Below are 22,010 nucleotides of genomic sequence, written 5' to 3' on the forward strand. Positions count from 1 at the left end.
GTAAATCCTGCGATAGCAGAAATTAAGATTCATTACATAAAACAAATTCTAATATCCGATGCCATAATAACCTTATATAAGCTTCGTTAAGTTTATCGTTTTTATTAAGAAAAAATTAGAATTAAACTAACTTATAAAATGTAAATTTGCACCCTTGAAAATAGCAATTGTCATATTAAATTGGAATGGTCAAAAACTGTTAGAACAGTTCTTGCCATCGGTTCTGAATTTTAGTTCGCAAGAAGCGGATATTTATATAGCAGACAATGCTTCTACAGATTCTTCAATTAAATATGTGAAAGAATTTTTTCCTTCAGTTAAAATTGTAGAAAACATTGTAAATGGCGGTTATGCAAAAGGGTATAATGATGCTTTGAAAAGAATAGATGCAGATATTTATTGCCTCTTAAATTCTGATGTTGAGGTTACGGAAAATTGGCTGAAACCCATTATTTCTGTTTTTAAAAGTGAAGAAAATACGGCTATTATTCAACCTAAATTATTAGATTTTAAAGACAAAACAAAATTTGAATATGCGGGTGCTGCTGGAGGTTTTGTAGATTTATACGGATATCCTTATTGTAGAGGTCGTATTTTTAATGAATTAGAAACCGATAATGGTCAATTTAATGATGAAGCTACTATTTTTTGGGCTTCAGGAGCTTGTCTATTTATTCGATCTAAAGTATATCACCTATTAGGTGGTTTAGATGAAGATTATTTTGCACATCAAGAAGAAATAGATTTATGCTGGAGAGCACAAAATAGAGGTTACAAGGTAAAATACGTAGGTACTTCTACTGTTTATCATATTGGCGGAGCCACTTTGCAAGAAACAAATCCGCACAAAACATATTTAAACTTTAGAAATAGCTTATTGAATGTAGTAAAAAATGTTCCTAAAAAATGGTTTCTATTCGTTATTTTTTCTCGTTTAATTTTAGACGGAATTGCAGGTCTTAAGTTTCTATTAGAGTTCAATCCCATACATACTTGGGCCATCATTAAAGCACATTTTAGCTTTTATAAAAACTTCTTTAAATTTTTAGGTAAACGTAGAGTTTTACAAAAGAAACAAGAGTACAATCTACACACAAGTATTGTTTGGCAATATTTTGCTCTTGGCAGAAAAAAGTTTGATGATTTAAAGTAATTGTAAAAAAATCTTGATACTTTTTTTCATACTTTAAAAACCACCACCATTAACGTCTTTTATAAGTAGAAGAAAATTAACTAATTATTATATTTTTCAAATTATAAAAATAACTACACGAACCTATCACTTCTATCTTTTGGGAGATGTCTTATAAAGAGGAGAATGGAAAATTGAGCTATATTATGTAATTTCTCTCTTAGGTTGAAATAACAAAACAGCCCGTGATCATTTTCGCTTGAGATTTTTTTTCTCGTGTATAGAAATAAAAAAAATGAAGCTTTACAACTAATTTTACAAAATTTCTAAACTCCCTTTGCCTTCTCTTATTACTTCTGGGTAGCCTTCAGTAAAATCTATAATCGTAGATCCTTGATTATCTCCATAACCCCCATCAATAACAATATCTACTAACTTACCCCATTTTTCAAAAATTAATTCTGGATCTGTCGTATATTCTAAAACTTCATCTTCATCTCTAATAGAAGTAGACACTATTGGGTTGCCCAACACTTCTACTAAAGTTCTAATAATATTATTATCAGGAATACGAATACCTACCGTTTTTTTCTTTTTAAAAACTTTCGGTAAATTATTACTTCCTGGTAAAATAAAGGTATAAGGACCTGGTAACGCCCTTTTAAGCACTTTAAAAGTAGCGCTATCTATTTGTTTTATATAATCTGATAAATGGCTTAAATTATTGCATATAAAAGAAAAATTAGCTTTTTCTAACTTTACACCTTTAATCTGAGCAATCTTTTCTAAAGCCTTATTATTAGTAATATCACAACCTAAGCCATAAACAGTATCTGTTGGGTAAATTACCAAACCGCCATGTTTTAAAACCCTAACAACTTTGTCTATTTCCTTTTGGTTTGGGTTCTCATTATATATTTTAATAAATTCTGCCATATATTAAATGTACAAAAACTCAACCTGATAACAATCATGTTGAGTTTTTTATTTCTGGGAAATTATAATTTTCTTAAGATTTATCTACCATTCTAAATCCTTCACCATGTATATTTAAAATTTCTACCTTTTCATCGGGTTTTAGGTATTTACGTAGTTTTGCTATATAAACATCCATACTTCTAGACGTAAAATAATTGTCGTCTCTCCATATTTTTGTCAAAGCCAATTCTCTTGGCATTAAATCATTTTTATGAATTGCCAACATACGTAACAATTTACTTTCTTTTGGAGATAATTTAATAGGTTCTCCTTCTTTTCCAACAGATAAATGTCTTAACTTAGAATTGAAGAAAAAACCTCCAATTACAAATTCGAATTGTTCTGACTCTGCAGTTTTATCTGTATCTTTTCGTTGTAAAATGGCCTTAATTTTATGCAATAATACTTCCGAATCGAACGGCTTATTTAAATAATCATCTGCACCAACAGCATATCCTCTTAAAACATCTTCTTTTAAAGTTTTTGCTGTTAAGAAAATAATTGGCACTTCTTTATTGGTGGTTCTAATATCTTGTGCAAGAGAAAATCCATCTTTACGAGGCATCATAACATCTAATATACATAAATCATAATCACTGTTTTTAAACATGATTAATCCTTCTATTCCATCTTTAGCATGAGTTACATTGTAATCATTTAATGCTAAATAATCTTTTAAGACCGTTCCAAAATTTGGATCATCTTCAACTAATAAAATTTTTTTACTTCCCATTGTTATATTTTTTAAATTAAAGGTAATTTTACTGTAAATGTACTTCCTACTCCTTTTTCGCTTTCTACGACAACTGTACCATGATGTTTTTCTACTATTTCTTTTACATAGGCTAAACCAAGTCCATGTCCTTTTACATCATGTATATTTCCTCTTTGCTCTCTATAAAACTTATCAAAAACGTTTTTTTGTACGGCCTTACTCATTCCTATTCCATAATCCTTTACTTTAAAGATAAAGAACTTATTTGTACTTTCTGTATAAACTTCAATTTTTGGAGCCCCTTCAGAATATTTTAAACCATTTTCTAATATGTTGACAATTATATTTGTTAAATGAAATTCGTTCCCTGGAATTTCTGTGATAATCGCTTCAAAATGAGTCTCTAATGTTCCTTTTCTATCTTGTATTAATAAGCTTACGTGTGTTATTGCATCTTCTATTACATCGTGCATATCAATAGTTTCCTTACTAATATCTAATTGATTTTTCTCTAACCTAGATATTCTTAAGACATTTTCTACCTGAGAATGCATTCTTTTATTTTCATCTCTAATCATTTGCACATAGCGTAAAACTTTGTCCTTATCATTAATAATCTTAGGATTCTTAATAGAATCTAAAGCTAAATTAATAGTAGCTATAGGAGTTTTAAACTCATGTGTCATGTTATTAATAAAATCAGTTTTAATTTCTGATATTTTCTTTTGTCTTACCAATTGATATAAAGAACTTGAAAAGGCAATTATAATAATAAAGATAAAAAACAAAGACAGTAATAAAATATTTGAAATACCAGAAAGTATGTGTTCATTTTTAGACGGAAATGTTACATATAACTCATACTCAACGTGTCCATTTTCGTTAAAAAAAAGTGGATACCGATAGCTCTCCTTTTTATTAATCGTATAATAACCAGACTTTAGTTTTGTTGCTAAACCATCCTTACTATAAACCCCATATTTAAAATCTAAAAATATATTTCGTTTTGCTAATGCCGTTTTTATAGTAACCTTTAAATCATTATTACTTATTCTTTGATGAATCGGTTTATTCTTTTTATAGTATTCAAAATATGGAGAATTATACGCATTTTCAATTTCCTTAAATCTTTTAGTAAAAGAGTATCTTTTTTCATCTGTAGAAGAAAAAGCGTTATCTACACCTTTAATTAATCTAGAATGAAAAAAATCTTGCCTTCCTGTAACTCTTTTTACAATAATAGAATCATTATCTAAAAAATCTGTTGGTAACTTAAAATTTTCTTCTAAATAGGTTGTTCCTAAAGAAAATCGCTCTTTCGATGTAGTATCTATTTCTTGAAAAAGGTAATTTCTAATTTGAGCATCATTTGCTAAACCTACATTTTCGAAAAAGTTCTCCATTTTTTTATCAAAAAAGGCCTTTTCTTTCTCATTGATTTTTTGAGATACACCTCCTAAAGATTTTTGAACTTCATTCTTAAATTGTTCATTCTTACTTGCCACAGCATTGTTTATCCAATACATCTGCACAGCAATAATTCCTATTAAAGAAATGCTCATTAAAACTACAATAAGAACAAACATTTTCTTACCCATACATCAAAGTTACGGCTTTCAAAAATTGAATTTATTGTTTTTAACCTAAATTAACAGCTTTACTTTAAATTTAAGAGTATTTTAACAATCCTATTGAATAAAATTAAATTCAACAGTATTTTTTTGTTAAAATATTATGGATATTAATAACTTGAAATTCAGTATTTTCTTTACTTAAATTGGTAATAACGTAGTTAGATTGTAGTAGTTTTTTATCTTCTAACCATTGGTTTTTTATTCTGTTTTCCACATCCTTTTTAGAGCTATGATCTCTTAACATTGTTCTTTCTATTCTAACACTTAGAGGAGCATAAACAGAAATAATAATATCGCACTTTAAATTACTTTTACTTTCAAAAAGAATAGCATTTTCATATAATATATACTCTTTATTTGCATGCTGATGTACAAATTGTTGAAAATGATTTTTAACCTCTGGGTGTACAATTGCATTTAAGGCCGCTAATTTGCTTTTATCCTGAAAAACAAGGTTTGCTATAAAAGGTCTATTTAATTGATTATCCTGATAAGATTCTTTACCAAAAAACTCAATAATTTTAGCTTTAATTCTTGAGGAAGCATTAATTAACTTTTTGGCCTCAAAATCTGCATTGTAAATAGCAACTGTATCAAATTTAGCAAAAAAATTAGCTACAGTCGTTTTACCACTACCAATGCCACCTGTTAAACCTACAACCATTTTATTTTTGAATTAAAAAATCTATTTTATTAGGAATTATTTTAAAACTTTTAACATAATCTGGACTCCCTATTACTTTGGGTAACAAATAATCCAGGTTATTCTCTTTAGTAACATTGTAATCACAAACAACTTTAAAAAAGTTTTTATCAATTTTATTAAAGTTAGACAGCCCCACCACATAAACAACTTCTACAGTTTTATTTAGTGTAGTAATAGTTACACCTTCTGGAAGGTTTTTTACTAAAAACGGAATTTCTAAAGTGCCTTCTGTAAATTTTTCTACTTTACCACTTATTGCTGCAAATGTTGATTTTACTTTAATATTACTCGAGTTTTTAGGTAATATAATTTCTACTTGTTTCGAGAAATCTGACCGAACATCATCTAATTTTAATAATTTTAAATTGATGGATGTTATCTTATTTATTTGAGCTTCTGGTCCAGAAATTAAAATACTATCTGGTTTTACAACTACAGGCTCTAAAATATCATAACCAATATGATAATTAATATCTAAATTAGGCTTTAAGGGCACTTTCTTAGATGTTAAAGTGCCAATATCTAAGTAAATAGTATCTAAAACAATTTCTTGTAATTGAACACCAGAAGGCAATTGTTTTTGAATAGTGTTTACCTGATTTCTTGTTAAAAAATAATACTTACTAGAAGATTTTTTAAGTAAACTATTTGCATTTAAGGCAATACTTTTATCACCAAAATTAGAGCTTATAATATTAAATCCAGACGATTTTACAATAATATCTATTTCTTTTATTGGTTTTTTCTGCAACAACTTATCTTGTGGAATATTTGTGTATTTTACAGGAAAAGTTAATGTTGTAACATACTCTTTAGAGAGCGTAATTAAAAACCACATTAAAATAGATGCTATTAAAAAACCTATAAAACTTTTCGATATTTTTTTATTCTTTATCAAGGAGGTTATATTTCAATTTTATGCAATCTACACAAAAGCATGTAAACAAAAAAGTGAGCAGTATCTAAAAAGACAAAGCTCACTTAATACTTTTAAAACTTAATTTTTATTTTTTAGCTGGAGCTAATTTTTTATTGGTCAATTCCATAGAAATTGCAGAGCGTTCAAACTTAATTTTCCCTGCTCCTGTTTCTACCGTTACCGTACCTTCTGTAGCATTTATTTCTGCTATTTTACCATGAATTCCACTAGATGTTACCACTTTTGCGCCTTTTTTAATTTCAGCCTGAAAAGCTTTTTCCTTTTTTTGGCGATTCATTTGTGGTCTAATCATAAAAAAATAGAACACTACAATAATTGCTAAAAAAGGTAACATACTCATTAAACTACCTACTCCTTCTTGTAAAAATATTACAGTTGATATCATTATTATTATGCTTTTGGTGTTACAGAACCTTTAAGTGTTAAGATTTCTCTACCTGCTTCTGTATTCGTTGTTAAAGTTACTGTTTTCTGTTGTCTGTTTGGTTTACCGCTTGTGTTAAATTTTACATTAACAGTACCTGTTTCTCCTGGTTTAATAGGTGTTTTAGGCCATGTAGGAACTGTACAACCACAAGATCCTTTTGCGTTTGTAATTACTAAATCTGTTTTACCAGAATTAGTTACTAAAAAACTAGTTTCTACAATATCTCCTTCATTTACAGTACCAAAATCGTATACTTTTTTATCTAAAGAAATAGATGCTGTTCCTTTTTTAATTTCATTATCTCTAGACGATGCTTGGTCTAAATTTTCCTTGTTAATTTTTTTTACTGCACTTCCGCCGTCTTTACAAGCGGTAAAAAAAGATGCTGTAATTACAAATGCTAATAAAATTGTTATTTTTTTCATTATGATTTAATTTTGTGTAAAAATAATAAATAATTTTTCGAAAACAATAGTTTAGAGTAAGCCTCTACCAATTTTAACTATTTTTTTATCTTTTATAAATTCTTTTGAAATTTTATCTAAAACTCCATTAATAAAGTAACTACTTTTTTCTGTAGAATAATCTTTAGAAATTTCTATAAATTCATTAATAGTAACTCTAGTTGGTATAGAATGGAAATTTAGAAATTCTGAAATTGCCATTTTTATTAGAATCATATCTATATCAGCAATTCTATCTATTTCCCAGTTTGGCGTTTTCTCTTCTATAATTAATTCGTATTCTGCATTCTTTAAAACCGTTTTCTTAAACAATTTAGATCCAAAATCTTCATCATCCTTATCTTTATAAAGTTTTCCTAAAACAAAAATGGTATTGTCTTTTTGTTTACTTAGTGTTTTTACTATCCAAGTATTTACAAAAGGAATATCATCTGCCCAAGAAATCATAGTATCTTCATAATACTCTCCTAATTTCTCATCGGGAGCAATAATTTCTTTGAAAAAATCTATAACAAAAGTTTTATCTACTTTGTAAGAATCTTCTACAGTATCTAAATATTTTTTATACAAATCGCTCTTTTGCAATTTCTCAAAAATAATTTTCACATACTCATCACTTTCTTCCCAATTTCTTAAATCATTTAACTCAACATACCCCTCTATACTAATGCTTTCTGCGATGGTATTTATCAGTTTATTGTTTAAAAACTTGTTGTTTGGATTTAAATCTTCTTTTGTAGCAAGAATTTTGTTTTTAGAAAGTGCGATTTTTTTAGCGGCTAATTTCTGTACTTCTACTAATAACTGTAAATTTAAAACGTACAAATCGTACATTTTTAAAATACTATGTTTTAAAAATTTTTCCTCCTTAATGATATCATCATTATGAGAATGTAACATAGCGTACACAGATTGCATTACTTTAACTCGAATATGTCTTCTGTTAATCATTTCTAAAGAACTTATATATAAATTTCGGTGCAAAAATAGTGTTATTTTACTTTTATTCGACTACCTTTTTAATTCTTTTTTAAGATTTAATTCTATCCTTAAACGTGTATCTTTGTGCTTTCACTTTTTTAACAAAAAAATATTTTACAAACACTTTATTAATTGTAATTTTATTTTTTAAAATTCAGTATTGATTGAAAGAACTAAGGCACGTAAATAAATACTTTTCTAAATATAAATGGCGCTTATTAATTGGATTATTAGCAACCATTTTATCAAAATTTTTAGCTTTAAAAGTTCCGCAAATAATTGGTGATTCTTTAAATATTGTTGAAGATTATCAAGCAGGAAATGTTACAGATTTAAACATTGTACAGCATCAGTTATTAATTAACATTCTAATAATTATTGGAGCTGTTCTTTTGTCAGGTATCTTCACTTTTTTAATGAGACAAACGATTATTGTTACTTCTAGGTTGATAGAATTTGATCTTAAGAACGAAATTTATCAACAATACCAAAGATTATCACTTAATTTTTATAAGAAAAACAGAACGGGAGATTTAATGAATCGTATTTCTGAAGATGTCTCTAAAGTAAGAATGTATGTTGGGCCAGCAATTATGTACAGTATGAATATGATTGTATTATTTGCTGTTGGTTTTACTCAGATGATGAGTATTAATGTAAAATTAACCATGTACACCCTAATTCCTTTTCCTTTATTATCCATTTCTATTTTCGTTTTAAGTAAAGTAATACATAAAAGAAGTACCGTTGTTCAACAATATCTATCAAAACTGACCACTTTTAATCAAGAGTTTTTCTCTGGTATTAATGTGGTAAAATCTTACGGAATTGAAGCTTCTATAATAAAAGACTTCGATAAAATTGCCGATGAAAGCAAGGAAAAAAATATTCACCTTCAAAAAGCAAATGCCTTATTTTTTCCGTTAATGATTTTTTTAATTGGTATCAGTAATTTACTAGTAATCTACGTTGGTGGAAAACTATATATAAATGGAGAAATACAAATAGGTACCATTATAGAGTTTATGTTATATGTAAATATTTTAACTTGGCCTGTTGCCGTTGTTGGTTGGGTTACCTCTATGGTTCAGCAAGCTGAAGCTTCTCAAGCAAGAATTAATGAATTTCTAAAGCAAGTACCAGAAATACAAAACACCAATACTTCTTATTCTGAATTAAAAGGAAACGTTACTTTTAAAGATGTTACTTTTACGTATGATGATACAAATATTACGGCTTTAAAAAACGTTAATTTCTCTGTAAAATCTGGAGAAACCATTGCTATTTTAGGAAAAACAGGTTCTGGAAAATCTACTATTATTGAACTCATATCTAGATTATATGACACCAAAAAAGGAACCATTTTATTAGACGATACACCTATTAAAGAAGCCAATTTAGATGCTGTTAGAAGTCAGATTGGTTTTGTACCCCAAGATCCGTTTTTATTTTCGGAAACGATAGAAGATAATATTAAATTCGGTAAAGAAGACGCTACAGAAGAAGAAATTATTACCGCGGCTAAAAATGCAGATGTACATAAAAACATTATCGATTTTCCTAAAGGATATAAAACCATATTAGGAGAACGTGGGGTTACACTTTCTGGCGGACAAAAACAACGTGTTTCTATTGCAAGGGCAATTATTAAAAAACCTAAGATTTTAATTTTTGATGATTGTTTGTCTGCTGTAGACACAGAAACCGAGGAAAGAATCTTATCTAATTTAGAACGAATTTCAAAAAATATAACTACTTTTATTATTAGTCATAGGATTTCTTCTGCTAAAAATGCCGATAAAATTATTGTTTTAGACAACGGTAAAATTACACAACAAGGAACTCATAATCAACTAATAACGCAAGAAGGATATTATAAAGATTTGTATGAACAACAACTTTTAGAAAAAGAAATTTAATCTTTAACCTTGCTACATAAAATATTTTGTTAGATTTGTTAAGTATAAAAAACATATTATAATTACTATTTAAAAGAATTATGGCAGAGAGAGTAGAGAGAGTTGAACAGGAAGAAATTTTTTCACAAGTTTTAAGAGCAGGAAGAAGAACTTACTTTTTTGATGTAAGAGCAACAAAAGCAGATGATTATTACTTAACTGTTACAGAAAGTAAAAAATTTACGCACGATGATGGTTCTTTCCATTACCAAAAGCACAAAATTTACTTATACAAAGAAGATTTTACCGATTTTCAAGAAATGTTAGGTAAAGCGACCGATTACATTTTAAATGAAAAAGGTAGCGAAGTAATTAGTGAGCGTCACCAAAAGGACTTTAAAAAAGAAGAAGAAACAGAAACTACTGATGAAGTAAAATCTACTGAAAGTTTTACTGATCTTTCTTTTGACGATATATAACAGTTACACACCGTTTTTGTATTCCCTTAATTATGAATACCTAAATACGGGCAAATAAGTCCGTTTAAAATATTTTAATTCGAATTTTACACAAAGAGAAAAACCGCAAATTTACTATTTGCGGTTTTTTGATTTTAAATAAATATTATTATTTATCTCCCCTAGAAAAGGATTAAAACACTTTCTGGGTTATTATTTTTATAAATTAAAGCACCTTCTTAATAGTCTTTGTTTTAGCAACGGTTTCCTCCCATTCCTTTTTAGCATTGCTATCTTTTGTAATACCTCCACCAACATATATAGACGCAATTTTATCTTCAATACTCATACATCTTAAATTCACAAAAAGCGAAGAATTTTTATTTTCAATATTTAATTCTCCTAAAAAACCACTATAAAATGTTCTTTTATAGTTTTCATTTTGATAAATAAACTCCTCGGCTTTGTCTCTTGGCAAACCACAAACTGCAGGTGTTGGGTGCAAGCTTCTAATTAATGCTTTTAAACTAGCACTTTTATTCAACTCCCCTGCTACACTACTTCTTAAATGTAACAAGTTCCCCGCTTTTACCGTTTCTTTTTTATCAATTTTTAGATTGGTAGAAAGAGGTTTTAATTGGCTCTCTATAAAATTAGTAACCAATTGCTGCTCTTCTAATTCCTTACTTTTCCATATAACCTCTTCAGAATCTATATAAACTTGAGTTCCTGCTAAAGCCATCGTTTTAAAACTGTTTCCAGTAATATTTAAAAGAGTTTCTGGGGTTGCGCCAAACCACAAACCAACTTTTGGATGAAACCAAACATACACAAAAGCATTTGTATAGGTTTTTAAAAGTTTTTTAAATGTAAGAAGTATATCAAATTTATCTAATTGAATTTCTTCTTTTCTAGAAACGACCACTTTTACAAGCTCGTTTTTATTAATTTCATCTAGTGCTTTTTCTACTAAATGAACATGTTTTTCTTTATCAGAATTTATATTCTCTTTAAAATTATCATTCAGAGAAAAATTTTCTTCAATTAAAATATTTTCATTGATAAATTCTGATTTTTCTAAAGGAAATAAAACAGCATTTTCCTCTCTATTAAAAGGCGCAAAAACAAATCCTGCCTCTGTATATTGAGATGTAAAATGCAATGTAATATCAGTCATAAAAAAACCAGAAACTTGTTCTGAGTTTGGTTTTCTATACGCTACAAAAGGACTATTTCTTTTGTGATGTTCTTCTATTTTATTAAAAATGATATTCAATGTATTATCTAAATTATTTTGTCTTTAAAATCTATTTCAAAGATTCCCTTTCTATTAGCGGAAAAAGATCTTGCTTATTTTAATGAGTATTGTTCAATGAAAATATCTTATTTGGCACTAGTTAAAAGAGCACTAGCGAACATAAAAAAGTTAACAAAGAAAAATTCACAAAAACTTTGCGACCTTTGCGAAAGCCTTTGCTCCTTTGCGTTTATTTGTCCTTATTCCTATTTAAAACGATATTAGTCATTTTTGCTACGGAAATTAAATCGTCATTTTCATCAACAATTCTAACTTCCCATAAATGTGTTGTTCTCCCTTTATGAATATTTGTTGCAGTTGCAAAAACAGTGCCTTCTCTTTTACTTTTTATATGGTTTATAGATAACTGAATTCCGTTTACAAACTGGGTTTTACTATCTATAAAAAAGTTAGAAGCAGCGCTTCCAACACTTTCTGCTAACGCTGCCGTTGCACCACCATGTAATTGCCCATAAGGCTGATGAACCCCAGAATTAACAGGCATTTTTGCCGTTAAAAAATCATCACCTAAAGCAACATATTCAATATCAAGCGTTTCCATTAAGGTGTTTTTAGAACTCTCATTAAACGCTTTTAAAATAGCAACTGTATCCATATCCTTCAAATTATATGGTAAAAGTACATATAAAATTTTGTATTTTTGCAGCAGAAAAATTAATCCATTTCATGTACAAAATACGCGTAATTTTAGACACAAAAGAAGATGTAATCAGAACTATTTTGGTTGATAACAGCTTAAACTTAGAAGATTTACATGCCACAATTGCTAAAGCCTTTGGTTTTGGAGGTAGAGAAATGGCTTCTTTTTATAGAACCGATGATGAATGGGAACAGGGAGAAGAGATTCCGTTATTTAATATGGAAGAAGTGGGCGAAGGTATTTCTATGCAAACCTGTATTTTAAATGATACGTTACCAGAAGAAGGTAATAAGCTAATTTACGTATATGATTTCTTAAAAATGTGGACTTTCTATGTGGAAGTTATTGAGGTTTCTGATGAGAAAAAAGAAGATTTACCACAAATTATTTTAACTGTAGGAGAAATACCAAGTGAAGCTCCTGATAAGGAATTTGTTGCAGAAAAACTAGATGATGGTTTTGGTGATGATGGAGACATAGACGATGAATATGGTCATTTTGATGATGATTACGATTATAATGAATATTAATTTAGTATTCAGTTGCAGTTTATAGCACTCATTATACACTATCCTTTATATAATTCAAGTCAATTATTTCTATTCTGAACTTGACTGATTACTGCCAACTGAAAACTGTGGACTTATTTCTCGTAACAAAATTGTAAATTAGTCGTCTTACAAACATAACCGACTAAATCAATTTCTTTGGAAACTATCTTATCACTCAAAAATCTCGATAAAAAATACGGAAAAGTTCACGCAGTAAACAATCTTTCTTTTGATATAGAAAGAGGAAATGTCTACGGAATCTTAGGTCCTAACGGAAGTGGAAAATCTACCACTTTAGGGATTATCTTAAATGTTGTAAACAGAACTTCTGGAGAGTTTTCTTGGTTTAACGGAAAACTTTCTACCCACCAAGCGTTAAAGAAAGTAGGTGCTATTATAGAACGACCTAATTTTTACCCTTACATGACGGCTACTCAAAATTTAGCTTTAATCTGTAAGATCAAAGAAATATCCACAGAAAAAATTAACGAAAAACTTGCTACCGTAAATCTTTTTGACCGCAGAGATAGTAAATTTAGTACGTTTTCTTTAGGAATGAAACAACGTTTAGCTATTGCTTCTGCCCTACTTAATGATCCAGAAATTTTAATTTTAGATGAACCTACTAATGGTTTAGATCCGCAAGGAATTCATGAAATTCGTCAAATTATACAAAATATTGCCGCTACCGGAACTACTATTTTATTAGCTTCTCACCTATTAGATGAAGTAGAAAAAGTATGCTCTCATGTTGTTGTTATTAGAAATGGCGTAAAATTATACGCTGGTCGTGTAGATGAAATGACAGCTTCTAATGGTTTGTTCGAATTAAAAGTTGAAGCTAACGAAGATAAATTACGATTTCTATTAGAAGAACATCCTGCAATAGCTAAAGTTTCTAAAGATCACGAAACTATCATTGCTACTTTAAATACCACTATTTCATCCGCAGAAATAAATGAATTTCTCTTTAAAAAAGGAATTGTTTTATCGCATTTAGTAAAACGTAAACCTAGTTTAGAGCAACAATTCTTAGATCTAACAAACAACAACTAACCACCTTTTAAACTACAAAGTCATGTTAAGACTACTAACCATAGAGTTTCATAAATTAAAATACAACAGAGCCAGTAAAGTATTATCAATTATTTACTTTGGCTTACTTACTTCTATTGCATTAATTGCTGCCGTAAAATTTGATATTGGACCTATAAAATTCCATTTAGCAGATATGGGAATTTTTAATTTCCCGTACATCTGGCATTTTAACACATACGTGGCATCCATTTTAAAGTTTTTCTTACTCTTGGTAATTGTTTCTATGATGGCCAATGAATACAGCTACAAAACATTAAAACAGAATTTAATTGATGGTTTAAGTAAAAAAGAATTTATACTTTCTAAATTTTATACAGTAGTCGTTTTTGCACTAATTTCAACAATTTTTGTATTTGTAGTCTCTTTAATTTTAGGTCTTGTTTACTCAGATTATAATGAATTATCAATAATAACTACAGATTTAATCTACCTATTAGCTTTCTTTATAAAACTAGTTGGTTTCTTTTCTATGGGATTGTTTTTTGGAATCTTAGTAAAACGCTCTGCTTTTGCAGTAGGTGCCATGGTAGTTTGGCTTATAGGAGAAAGTATGTTTAAAGGGTATCTTTTTTGGTCTTTTAGAGATGCGGACAAAACATCTGAATCTGTTGATGCTATTATGCAATTTTTACCGTTAGAGTCTATATCTAACCTTATAAAAGAGCCATTTTCTAGATTGAATGCGGTAAAATCTGTAGCAAGTCAAATAGGAGAAAATTTTACAAAAAGTTACGATGTAAATTTCTCCGCGATACTTATTGTTTGCGCATGGACTTTTATCTTTATGTACCTTTCTTACAAACTACTCCAAAAGAGAGATTTATAACAAAATATTTTATCTTATTTTCTAATATTTAAAAACCATTACATTCAATAAACTTTTGTAATTTGCCTTTAAATTATTGTGTTATTAATATCATTTTAACACAAATAATATTAATACTTAATTTAATATTACAATGCGCAAAAGTTTTCTCTATATTTTATTCATTTTTATAACTTTTCAAAATATAAATGCACAATTAAGCAAAAAACACTTTATTCCGCCATTAACTTATGCAGAAGAAGGTAATGCAAATCCAAATGATCAATATTTCTACATCTCTACACCTAAAGATGAAAACATTTCATTCAAAATAAAAAAAATTGGGAGTTCTGATGATATTATTGGAACTGTTTCTCGCACAGCTCCTAAAATAATATCTCTCCAAAATGGTGAAGGACAATTATTTGTAAACTCTAATCAAACAAGTCAAGTTCATAACAACAAAGGATATATTATAGAAGCAGATGATGTTATTTATGTTTCTGTAAGAATGAACGCTGGAGGAGCTCTTAACGCAACAAGCGGTCCACAAGCAGGTGCTTTAGTGAGTAAAGGTGCTTCAGCTTTAGGAACAATTTTTAGAGCAGGAATGTATACAAACAAAGATAGTCCAGTTACAGGTAATTATTTGAATTTTATATCTGTAATGGCCACAGAAAATGGTACTGTTGTTAAATTCGATGATTTGCCAATTGGATTGTCTATAAAAAAATATGGGATTTTAACAGCTACTTCATTATCTGTAAATTTAAATGAAGGCGAAAGTTACATCATCGCTACAAATGCTTCAGATAATGTAATTAATGAAGATGGTTTAATTGGAACTTTAATAGAATCTGATGATATTAAAAAACCTATTGTTGTAAATATAGGTTCAGCAAATGGAAGTTTTGATAACGGTGGCGGAAGAGATTATGGATTAGATCAAATTGTAGATGAATCTAAAGTTGGTACAGAATATATTTTTGTAAAAGGAAGAGGAAATGATGAATGGGAAAATGTACTTATAGTTGGTCATACAAGTGGTACAGATATTTTTATTAACGGAAACCCTATAAAAACTACGACAATTGAACCTGGAGAATATTATATTATTGAAGGAGATAATTTTGGAACAAATAACAATATGTATGTTAGAACTTCTAAAAAGGTTTTTGCGTATCAAGGAATAGGTGGTCTAAATGCGGCTGGAAACCCTGCTGAAGCAAATCAAGGAATGTTTTTTGTTCCACCTCTAAGCTGTGAGAATAGAAAAGCTGTAATTAATATTCCAAAGATTGATAAAATTGGTGAGGTAGATTTCAAAGGAGGAATTACCATTGTAACAAATAAAACTGCTGTTATAAAATTAAACTCAACCATTCTAGATATTACAAATGCAAAAACAGTTACTGGTAATAGAGATTATGTAACTTATGAAATATTAGACCTTACCAATGACGTTATTATAGAAAGTACAGACGAGTTATATTGTGCTTATTTTAATTATAATGGAAGCGCTTCTTCTGGTAGTTTTTATTCTGGATTTCCTTCCTCTCCAGAAATTAATTTTAACACCTCAGTTTCTACCACTGGTAATTGTATTGGAAATGATTTAAAATTAAAAGCAGCTAATGAAGAAATTTTCGATGAATTCGAATGGTTTTTTGATGATGGCACAGGCTTTACTTCTACAGCAAATAAAACTACAGAAATTACACCAACAACACCTGGAAGATACCAACTTAGAACAAAAATAATTTGTGATGGAACTGTAATTAGTGAATGGAATTCTATTGAGATACCAGTAAGTATTTGTCCAGACGATTACGACAACGACAATATTATTGACAATTTAGATAACGACATTGACAATGATGGAATTTTAAACTGCGATGAATCTTTAGGTGATAAAATCATCAATTTTACAAATGTGAATACTCCCACTATTCCTGATAATTTAGCAACTATAATTGGTTCTTTAGATAATGATTCTAACGCAAATTTATTTTCTGGTGATAATAATGGTAATTTTACATCAACCGTTAATACATCAACAACAGGTTCTATATCTACCTACAACCTTAAGTTTTCAAAAAATATTAATTTAAACTTTACCCAACAAGTCGCTACTACTCACAACTCAATTAATGACGAATATTTTATTATAAGAATTGGACCTTCAAATAAAAACATAACCCTTTTAGACCCTGATGATCAATTATTAATTGCTACTAATTTTGATGATAATTTTAAATCCGGAATTACAAACATATCGGCATCAGAAATATGGTTTAAATATGCAACAACAACTTCTGCAAGTACATTTAAATTTGTTGCAAATCAAGTAAAACAACTCACATTCGAACATCATTCAAAAAGTTCAACTTCCCAATCTATATTTAACGGAAACATTCAATTAACTTGTTTCTCACGTGATTCAGATTCAGACGGAATTGAAAACATGTTCGATTTAGATACTGATAATGACGGAATTCCTGATTTATACGATGCTTATGGTCAAAATATTGTATTAACAAAAACGGATACAAATCTTGATGGATTAGATGATGTTTTTGATACAATTACAACAAATTTAGATACCGACGGTGATGGCGTTAAAAACTATTTAGATTACGATACTGACAACGATGGTATTTTTGATGTAGTTGAAGCTGGTTATGGAAATTTTGACACTGATAATGATGGAAGAGTAAACGGAACTGTTGGTACCAATGGTTTGTTAGATAACTTAGAAACTTCACCAGATTCAGGTGCATTAAAAACTCCTATTAAAAATTCTGACAGAGCTACTTTAATAGTTGCTAATCAAGATGTAATATTTGATTTTGTTGATTTAGATTCTGATGGTGATGATTGTTTCGATGTTATTGAAGCTGGATTTACCGGAGATGGTTCTGGTAGGTTATCTCCAAATCATTTAGATGTTGATAACAACGGAAAAGTAGAAAATTCTAACGGTTATACGATCCCAAATGCTAATTACACAACCTCAGCACCTATTACTATAACATCATTTATAGATGTTACTTTTTGTGAAGTTGATACAGATACAATTTCAATTGTTATGGATCTAGACGCATCAGAATACAGTTTTCAATGGGAAGTTTCTACAGATGGCACAACTTGGAACCCAATTTCTGACGATTCTATTTATTCTGGAAGCAACACAAATTCATTACAAATTACAGATACACCTTTTTCTTATAACAACTATCAATACAAAGTTGCTTTAAACAGAACAGGAAATAGCTGTGGATTAATTTCTAACGCAATTACTTTAACCGTAAACCCTAAACCAGCATTGTTAAACAATGAAATCCTACTAAAACAATGTGCAGCAGATGTTAGCAGAAACACTATTATAAACCTTACAGAAGCAGAAAAAACCATTATTGATAATACAGATAGTAAATTTTCTTTTGAGTATTATGAAACAGAAACCGATGCAATTAATGGAGATGCTACTAAATTAGTTACCGGCACAGACATAGAAAACTACCCTGTAACTAGTGGATTTTCAGAAGCTGGTGTAAGAGTAATTGCTAACGATAATGGTTGTTTTTCTATCGCTAAAATAGAAATTAATGCAGAATTTATTCCTGATATTACTATAGATACACCTTTTGAGGAATGTGATGATTTTATTGATATTGATGCCGCCGCCGATGGAATTACTAATTTTGATTTTAGCAGTGCTGTACAAACAATAAAAGATTCTCCAGGTATTTCTGATCCAGATAAAATTGAAGTATTTTTCTACGAAACAATAAGCGATAGAGATGCGGCTATAAACCCAATTCCAGATATTTCTAATCATAGAAATAGTAAAGACATTTCTTATGCATATAATCAAACTATTTATTTCAAAATAAAAAATAAGAATAATAACGATTGTGAAGGAATTGGAAAATTATCTCTAAAAACAAATGAAATCCCTGTTTTTTCTGTTGATGGAGAAGATCCAGACAACCCGATAATTATTTGTACAAAAAACATTCCGTATACATTACAAGTAAATACCCTTGGTGATTATAAGTATGAATGGACAAAAAACGGAGATCCTTTTGGTGGAAACTCCAAAGAAGTTGACATTAATGATGCAGGAAATTACACAGTTACCGCATTTAGTAAAACAACAAAAGTTTGTTCATATTCTAGAACCATTATTGTTTTAAAATCTAATTTTGAAACCTTAGAAGAAAGTTTTGTTACCATTACCGATGATACTTCTGGTATAAGCTCTAATTTAAGTATCCGTATAGACATTCCTACAAATCCATTAATTAATGAGGAATTTCTATTTGCTTTAGAAGATGAAAACGGAAATACAATACGTTCTTTTCAAGACAGTAATACTTTTGAAGACATAGAAGGCGGAATTTATAAAATTATTGTTGAAAATAAAGATGGGTGTGGTATTTCAGAATTAATAGTTTCTGTAATTCAATTTCCAAAATTCTTTACGCCAAATGGCGATACAAAAAATAACACTTGGTTTGTAAAAGGAGCTAGTAACACGTTATACCAATCTAACAGTAGCATTAACATCTTTGATAGATATGGTAAATTAGTAGCCCAAACAACTATAGGTGGTGAAGGTTGGGACGGAACTTACAACGGAAAATTATTACCTTCTAACGATTATTGGTTTACCGCACAACTAATTCCAATAGACACCAACAAAATGCCCATTCTTAAAAAAGGACATTTTTCTTTAATTAGAAAATAAAACCAATAAAAAACCTCTTTGATTTCTCAAAGAGGTTTTTGTTTTTATAAGAATAACAGTAATTCTTAAATTACCTTAAAACAGCATCTAAATTTTTCTCAAAAGATTGCTGTAATTTTTGCATTATTTTATCTATTTGTTTGTCTGCTAAAGTCTTTGTTTCATCTTGTAATAAGAAACTTACTGCATACGATTTTTTCCCTTCAGGTAGTTTATCTCCTTCATAAACATCAAATAAATCTACCTCTTTTAATAGTTTTTTCTCAGCTTGAAAAGCTAAATTATAAACTTCATTAAAAGCTACTTTAGAATCTATTAGCAAAGCTAAATCACGCTTTACAGTAGGGAATTTAGGTAATTCACTTACTTTTACGTTTTTATTTCCTACTAATTTTAAAATAGTGTCCCAATTAAAATCTGCAAATAAAACCTCTTGCTTAATTCCGAATTCTTTTAAAAGAGATCCTTTAACTACACCAAATTCTACTAATTTTATTTTTCCCAAACCAAAAGAAATTCCTTCAGAAAAAACATCTTGTTTCGATGGTGAAGATTTTACTTTATCGATACCTAATCTACTTAATAAAGAAGTTATAACACCTTTTAAGTAAAAGAAATCAGACATTTTATTAGCAACACTCCAGCTTTCTTTAGTTCTGCTACCAGTAACAAAAAGCGTTAAATGTTTATTTTCTTCGTATTTATCAGTATACTTATGGTAGGTTTTACCAAACTCATAAAATTGTAGTGAATTATTTTTTCTATTGATATTATACGCAACAGATTCTAAACCACTAAACAATAAAGACTGACGTAATACTTTTAAATCGTTACTTAACGGATTTAACATTGCTACGTTAGCTTCTTCATTAATATTCTCTGACAATGCAGTATACTCCGGCTTTGTTAAAGAATTAGCCATCGTTTCGTTAAAACCTAAAGCACTTAATTGGTTTGCAATAACGTTTTCAATCTTCGTTTCTTTATTAGAATCAAAAGAAATAGACGTATTTAGTTTATGAGAAAACTCAATATTATTGTAACCGTATACTCTTAAGATTTCTTCAATAATATCTGCTTCACGCTGAACATCTGTTCTATAAGAAGGTATGGTTAAACCTAAACCACCATTTGTTTCACTATTAATTTTAATTTCTAACGAAGCTAAAATATTTTTAATGGTTTCTTTTGGAATCTCCTGCCCTATTAATCTATAAACATGCTCGTAAGACAAAAACACTTGAAAATCTTCTATCTTAACCGGATAAAAATCAGAAACATCAGAAGCCAATTTACCTCCTGCATATTCTTCAATTAACAAAGCGGCTCTTTTTAAAGCATATTCTGTTGTATTAATATCTATACCACGTTCAAAACGGAAAGATGCATCTGTATTTAAACCATGTCTTTTAGCCGTTTTACGAACACTAACTGGGTTAAAATAGGCACTTTCTAAAAAGATTGAAGTTGTGTTTTTTGTAACACCAGAATTTAAACCTCCAAAAACACCACCTATACAAAGCGGATTAGAATCTGCATCACAGATTATAATATCTTCGGATGATAACTCTCTTTCAACTTCATCTAAAGTGGTAAACTTTGTACCTTCTTTTAATGTTTTAACAAGAATTTTATTTCCTTTTATTTTCTGAGCATCAAAGGCATGTAAAGGCTGTCCTAATTCGTGCAACACATAATTGGTAATATCTACAATATTATTTTTAGGCACTAAACCAATAGCTTTTAATCTATTTTGAATCCATTCTGGAGAATCCTTTACCTCTACATCTGTTATCGTAATTCCACAATAACGAGGAACCAATTCTTTATTTTCTACTTCTACATCTATACGCAGTGTTCTTTCATCTACATGAAAATTACTTACAGAAGGAGAAATCAATTCTAATTTAATCTCTTTTTGAATTAAACCTGCTCGTAAATCTCTTGCTACACCAAAATGGCTCATAGCATCAGATCTATTTGGTGTTAACCCAATTTCGAACACATAATCTGTTTCTATTTTAAAAACTTCTGCAGCCGGAGTTCCTTCTTTAAGTTTGTCATCTAAAACTAAAATTCCGTCATGACCTTTACCTAAACCTAATTCATCTTCGGCACAAATCATTCCATGACTTTCTTCTCCTCTAATCTTTCCTTTTTTTATTTTAAAGCCATCACCTTTATCATCATATAAAGTGGTACCAATAGTTGCTACGGGTACTTTTTGTCCTGCTGCTACATTAGGTGCACCACAAACAATTTGTACAGGTTCTCCAGAACCTAAATCTACCGTAGTTACTTTTAATCTATCTGCGTTAGGGTGCTGTATACAGGTTAAAACTTTACCAACAACAATTCCTTTTAGGCTTCCTTTTATAGATTCTTTGGTTTCAATTCCTTCCACCTCTAATCCTAAATCAGTTAACAATTCTCCTGTCTTAATAGGTTCCCAATCTACTTGCAAAAATTGTTGCAACCAACTGTATGATATTTTCATATTCTGTCTATACGT

Annotated in this window: 18 protein-coding genes; 7 read left to right on the top strand and 11 right to left on the bottom strand. The window is 29.3% G+C overall.

Going from position 1 to position 22,010, the window contains the following annotated elements; genetic code table 11:
- The first annotated feature begins 154 nt into the window (after positions 1 to 154).
- On the top strand, positions 155 to 1,153 hold the full coding sequence (locus tag JOP69_RS05145) for a glycosyltransferase family 2 protein (protein ID WP_203392165.1): 999 nt from the start codon (positions 155 to 157) through the stop codon (positions 1,151 to 1,153).
- Positions 1,154 to 1,447: 294 nt separating this feature from the next.
- Here the strand turns inward: JOP69_RS05145 and JOP69_RS05150 are convergent, their stop codons facing one another.
- From JOP69_RS05150 to nusB, 8 genes are all read right to left on the bottom strand, one after another.
- Positions 1,448 to 2,068 carry an L-threonylcarbamoyladenylate synthase gene (locus JOP69_RS05150; RefSeq protein ID WP_203392164.1) on the bottom strand — a complete coding sequence of 207 codons (621 nt, stop codon included), beginning with the start codon at positions 2,066 to 2,068 and terminating at the stop codon, positions 1,448 to 1,450.
- A 73-nt stretch (positions 2,069 to 2,141) separates the two neighbouring features.
- Positions 2,142 to 2,843, bottom strand: coding sequence for a response regulator transcription factor (locus JOP69_RS05155; protein ID WP_203392163.1), 702 nt, complete (start codon positions 2,841 to 2,843; stop codon positions 2,142 to 2,144).
- 11 nt (positions 2,844 to 2,854) lie between these two features.
- Positions 2,855 to 4,423 carry a sensor histidine kinase KdpD gene (locus JOP69_RS05160; RefSeq protein ID WP_203392162.1) on the bottom strand — a complete coding sequence of 523 codons (1,569 nt, stop codon included), beginning with the start codon at positions 4,421 to 4,423 and terminating at the stop codon, positions 2,855 to 2,857.
- A gap of 109 nt (positions 4,424 to 4,532) precedes the next feature.
- Positions 4,533 to 5,123, bottom strand: a complete 591-nt coding sequence (gene coaE / locus JOP69_RS05165) for a dephospho-CoA kinase (RefSeq protein ID WP_203392161.1) — start codon at positions 5,121 to 5,123, stop codon at positions 4,533 to 4,535.
- Position 5,124: 1 nt separating this feature from the next.
- The gene (locus JOP69_RS05170; protein WP_249987876.1) at positions 5,125 to 6,063 is read right to left on the bottom strand and encodes a CdaR family protein; all 939 of its coding nucleotides are present in this window, start codon (positions 6,061 to 6,063) and stop codon (positions 5,125 to 5,127) included.
- 106 nt (positions 6,064 to 6,169) lie between these two features.
- Complete coding sequence (yajC, locus tag JOP69_RS05175; protein WP_203392160.1) at positions 6,170 to 6,490, bottom strand: preprotein translocase subunit YajC; 321 nt, start codon at positions 6,488 to 6,490, stop codon at positions 6,170 to 6,172.
- A gap of 5 nt (positions 6,491 to 6,495) precedes the next feature.
- Entirely contained in the window at positions 6,496 to 6,957 is a 462-nt protein-coding gene (locus JOP69_RS05180) for a DUF1573 domain-containing protein (protein ID WP_203392159.1), read from the bottom strand.
- A 51-nt stretch (positions 6,958 to 7,008) separates the two neighbouring features.
- Positions 7,009 to 7,947 carry a transcription antitermination factor NusB gene (nusB, locus tag JOP69_RS05185; RefSeq protein ID WP_203392158.1) on the bottom strand — a complete coding sequence of 313 codons (939 nt, stop codon included), beginning with the start codon at positions 7,945 to 7,947 and terminating at the stop codon, positions 7,009 to 7,011.
- Between the two features lie 194 nt (positions 7,948 to 8,141).
- Here nusB and JOP69_RS05190 point away from each other — a divergent pair, with 194 nt between their 5' ends.
- Together JOP69_RS05190 and JOP69_RS05195 are read left to right on the top strand one after the other, a co-directional pair.
- On the top strand, positions 8,142 to 9,896 hold the full coding sequence (locus JOP69_RS05190) for an ABC transporter ATP-binding protein (protein ID WP_203392157.1): 1,755 nt from the start codon (positions 8,142 to 8,144) through the stop codon (positions 9,894 to 9,896).
- An 80-nt stretch (positions 9,897 to 9,976) separates the two neighbouring features.
- Complete coding sequence (locus JOP69_RS05195) at positions 9,977 to 10,354, top strand: PUR family DNA/RNA-binding protein (protein ID WP_203392156.1); 378 nt, start codon at positions 9,977 to 9,979, stop codon at positions 10,352 to 10,354.
- 205 nt (positions 10,355 to 10,559) lie between these two features.
- Here the strand turns inward: JOP69_RS05195 and JOP69_RS05200 are convergent, their stop codons facing one another.
- A complete protein-coding gene (locus JOP69_RS05200) occupies positions 10,560 to 11,609 on the bottom strand; it encodes a chorismate-binding protein (protein ID WP_252191196.1) in 1,050 nt (349 codons plus the stop codon).
- A gap of 211 nt (positions 11,610 to 11,820) precedes the next feature.
- Complete coding sequence (locus tag JOP69_RS05205) at positions 11,821 to 12,246, bottom strand: PaaI family thioesterase (protein WP_203392155.1); 426 nt, start codon at positions 12,244 to 12,246, stop codon at positions 11,821 to 11,823.
- Positions 12,247 to 12,317: 71 nt separating this feature from the next.
- Here JOP69_RS05205 and JOP69_RS05210 point away from each other — a divergent pair, with 71 nt between their 5' ends.
- The 4 genes from JOP69_RS05210 to JOP69_RS05225 all read left to right on the top strand — a co-directional run bounded on the left by JOP69_RS05210 (position 12,318) and on the right by JOP69_RS05225 (position 19,498).
- Positions 12,318 to 12,821, top strand: a complete 504-nt coding sequence (locus JOP69_RS05210) for a hypothetical protein (RefSeq protein ID WP_203392154.1) — start codon at positions 12,318 to 12,320, stop codon at positions 12,819 to 12,821.
- Positions 12,822 to 12,998: 177 nt separating this feature from the next.
- Positions 12,999 to 13,898, top strand: a complete 900-nt coding sequence (locus JOP69_RS05215; RefSeq protein WP_203392153.1) for an ABC transporter ATP-binding protein — start codon at positions 12,999 to 13,001, stop codon at positions 13,896 to 13,898.
- A gap of 22 nt (positions 13,899 to 13,920) precedes the next feature.
- A complete protein-coding gene (locus JOP69_RS05220) occupies positions 13,921 to 14,766 on the top strand; it encodes an ABC transporter permease (protein WP_203392152.1) in 846 nt (281 codons plus the stop codon).
- Positions 14,767 to 14,899: 133 nt separating this feature from the next.
- A complete protein-coding gene (locus tag JOP69_RS05225) occupies positions 14,900 to 19,498 on the top strand; it encodes a T9SS type B sorting domain-containing protein (RefSeq protein ID WP_203392151.1) in 4,599 nt (1,532 codons plus the stop codon).
- Between the two features lie 70 nt (positions 19,499 to 19,568).
- Here JOP69_RS05225 and pheT read toward each other — a convergent pair whose 3' ends face one another.
- Entirely contained in the window at positions 19,569 to 21,995 is a 2,427-nt protein-coding gene (gene pheT / locus JOP69_RS05230) for a phenylalanine--tRNA ligase subunit beta (RefSeq protein WP_203392150.1), read from the bottom strand.
- Positions 21,996 to 22,010 lie beyond the last annotated feature (15 nt).

The organism is Polaribacter sp. Q13 (assembly GCF_016858305.2).
In the GTDB taxonomy this organism is placed as follows: Bacteria; Bacteroidota; Bacteroidia; order Flavobacteriales; family Flavobacteriaceae; genus Polaribacter.

What these genes read in the sequence shown, in the direction of transcription:
- JOP69_RS05180 (WP_203392159.1), bottom strand. Translation starts at nt 6,957, where the DNA reads ATGAAAAAAATAACAATTTTATTAGCATTTGTAATTACAGCATCTTTT.
- JOP69_RS05160 (WP_203392162.1), bottom strand. Translation starts at nt 4,423, where the DNA reads ATGGGTAAGAAAATGTTTGTTCTTATTGTAGTTTTAATGAGCATTTCT.
- JOP69_RS05210 (WP_203392154.1), top strand. Translation starts at nt 12,318, where the DNA reads ATGTACAAAATACGCGTAATTTTAGACACAAAAGAAGATGTAATCAGA.
- JOP69_RS05150 (WP_203392164.1), bottom strand. Translation starts at nt 2,068, where the DNA reads ATGGCAGAATTTATTAAAATATATAATGAGAACCCAAACCAAAAGGAA.
- JOP69_RS05195 (WP_203392156.1), top strand. Translation starts at nt 9,977, where the DNA reads ATGGCAGAGAGAGTAGAGAGAGTTGAACAGGAAGAAATTTTTTCACAA.
- nusB (WP_203392158.1), bottom strand. Translation starts at nt 7,947, where the DNA reads ATGATTAACAGAAGACATATTCGAGTTAAAGTAATGCAATCTGTGTAC.
- JOP69_RS05205 (WP_203392155.1), bottom strand. Translation starts at nt 12,246, where the DNA reads ATGGATACAGTTGCTATTTTAAAAGCGTTTAATGAGAGTTCTAAAAAC.
- pheT (WP_203392150.1), bottom strand. Translation starts at nt 21,995, where the DNA reads ATGAAAATATCATACAGTTGGTTGCAACAATTTTTGCAAGTAGATTGG.
- coaE (WP_203392161.1), bottom strand. Translation starts at nt 5,123, where the DNA reads ATGGTTGTAGGTTTAACAGGTGGCATTGGTAGTGGTAAAACGACTGTA.
- JOP69_RS05220 (WP_203392152.1), top strand. Translation starts at nt 13,921, where the DNA reads ATGTTAAGACTACTAACCATAGAGTTTCATAAATTAAAATACAACAGA.
- yajC (WP_203392160.1), bottom strand. Translation starts at nt 6,490, where the DNA reads ATGATATCAACTGTAATATTTTTACAAGAAGGAGTAGGTAGTTTAATG.
- JOP69_RS05225 (WP_203392151.1), top strand. Translation starts at nt 14,900, where the DNA reads ATGCGCAAAAGTTTTCTCTATATTTTATTCATTTTTATAACTTTTCAA.
- JOP69_RS05155 (WP_203392163.1), bottom strand. Translation starts at nt 2,843, where the DNA reads ATGGGAAGTAAAAAAATTTTATTAGTTGAAGATGATCCAAATTTTGGA.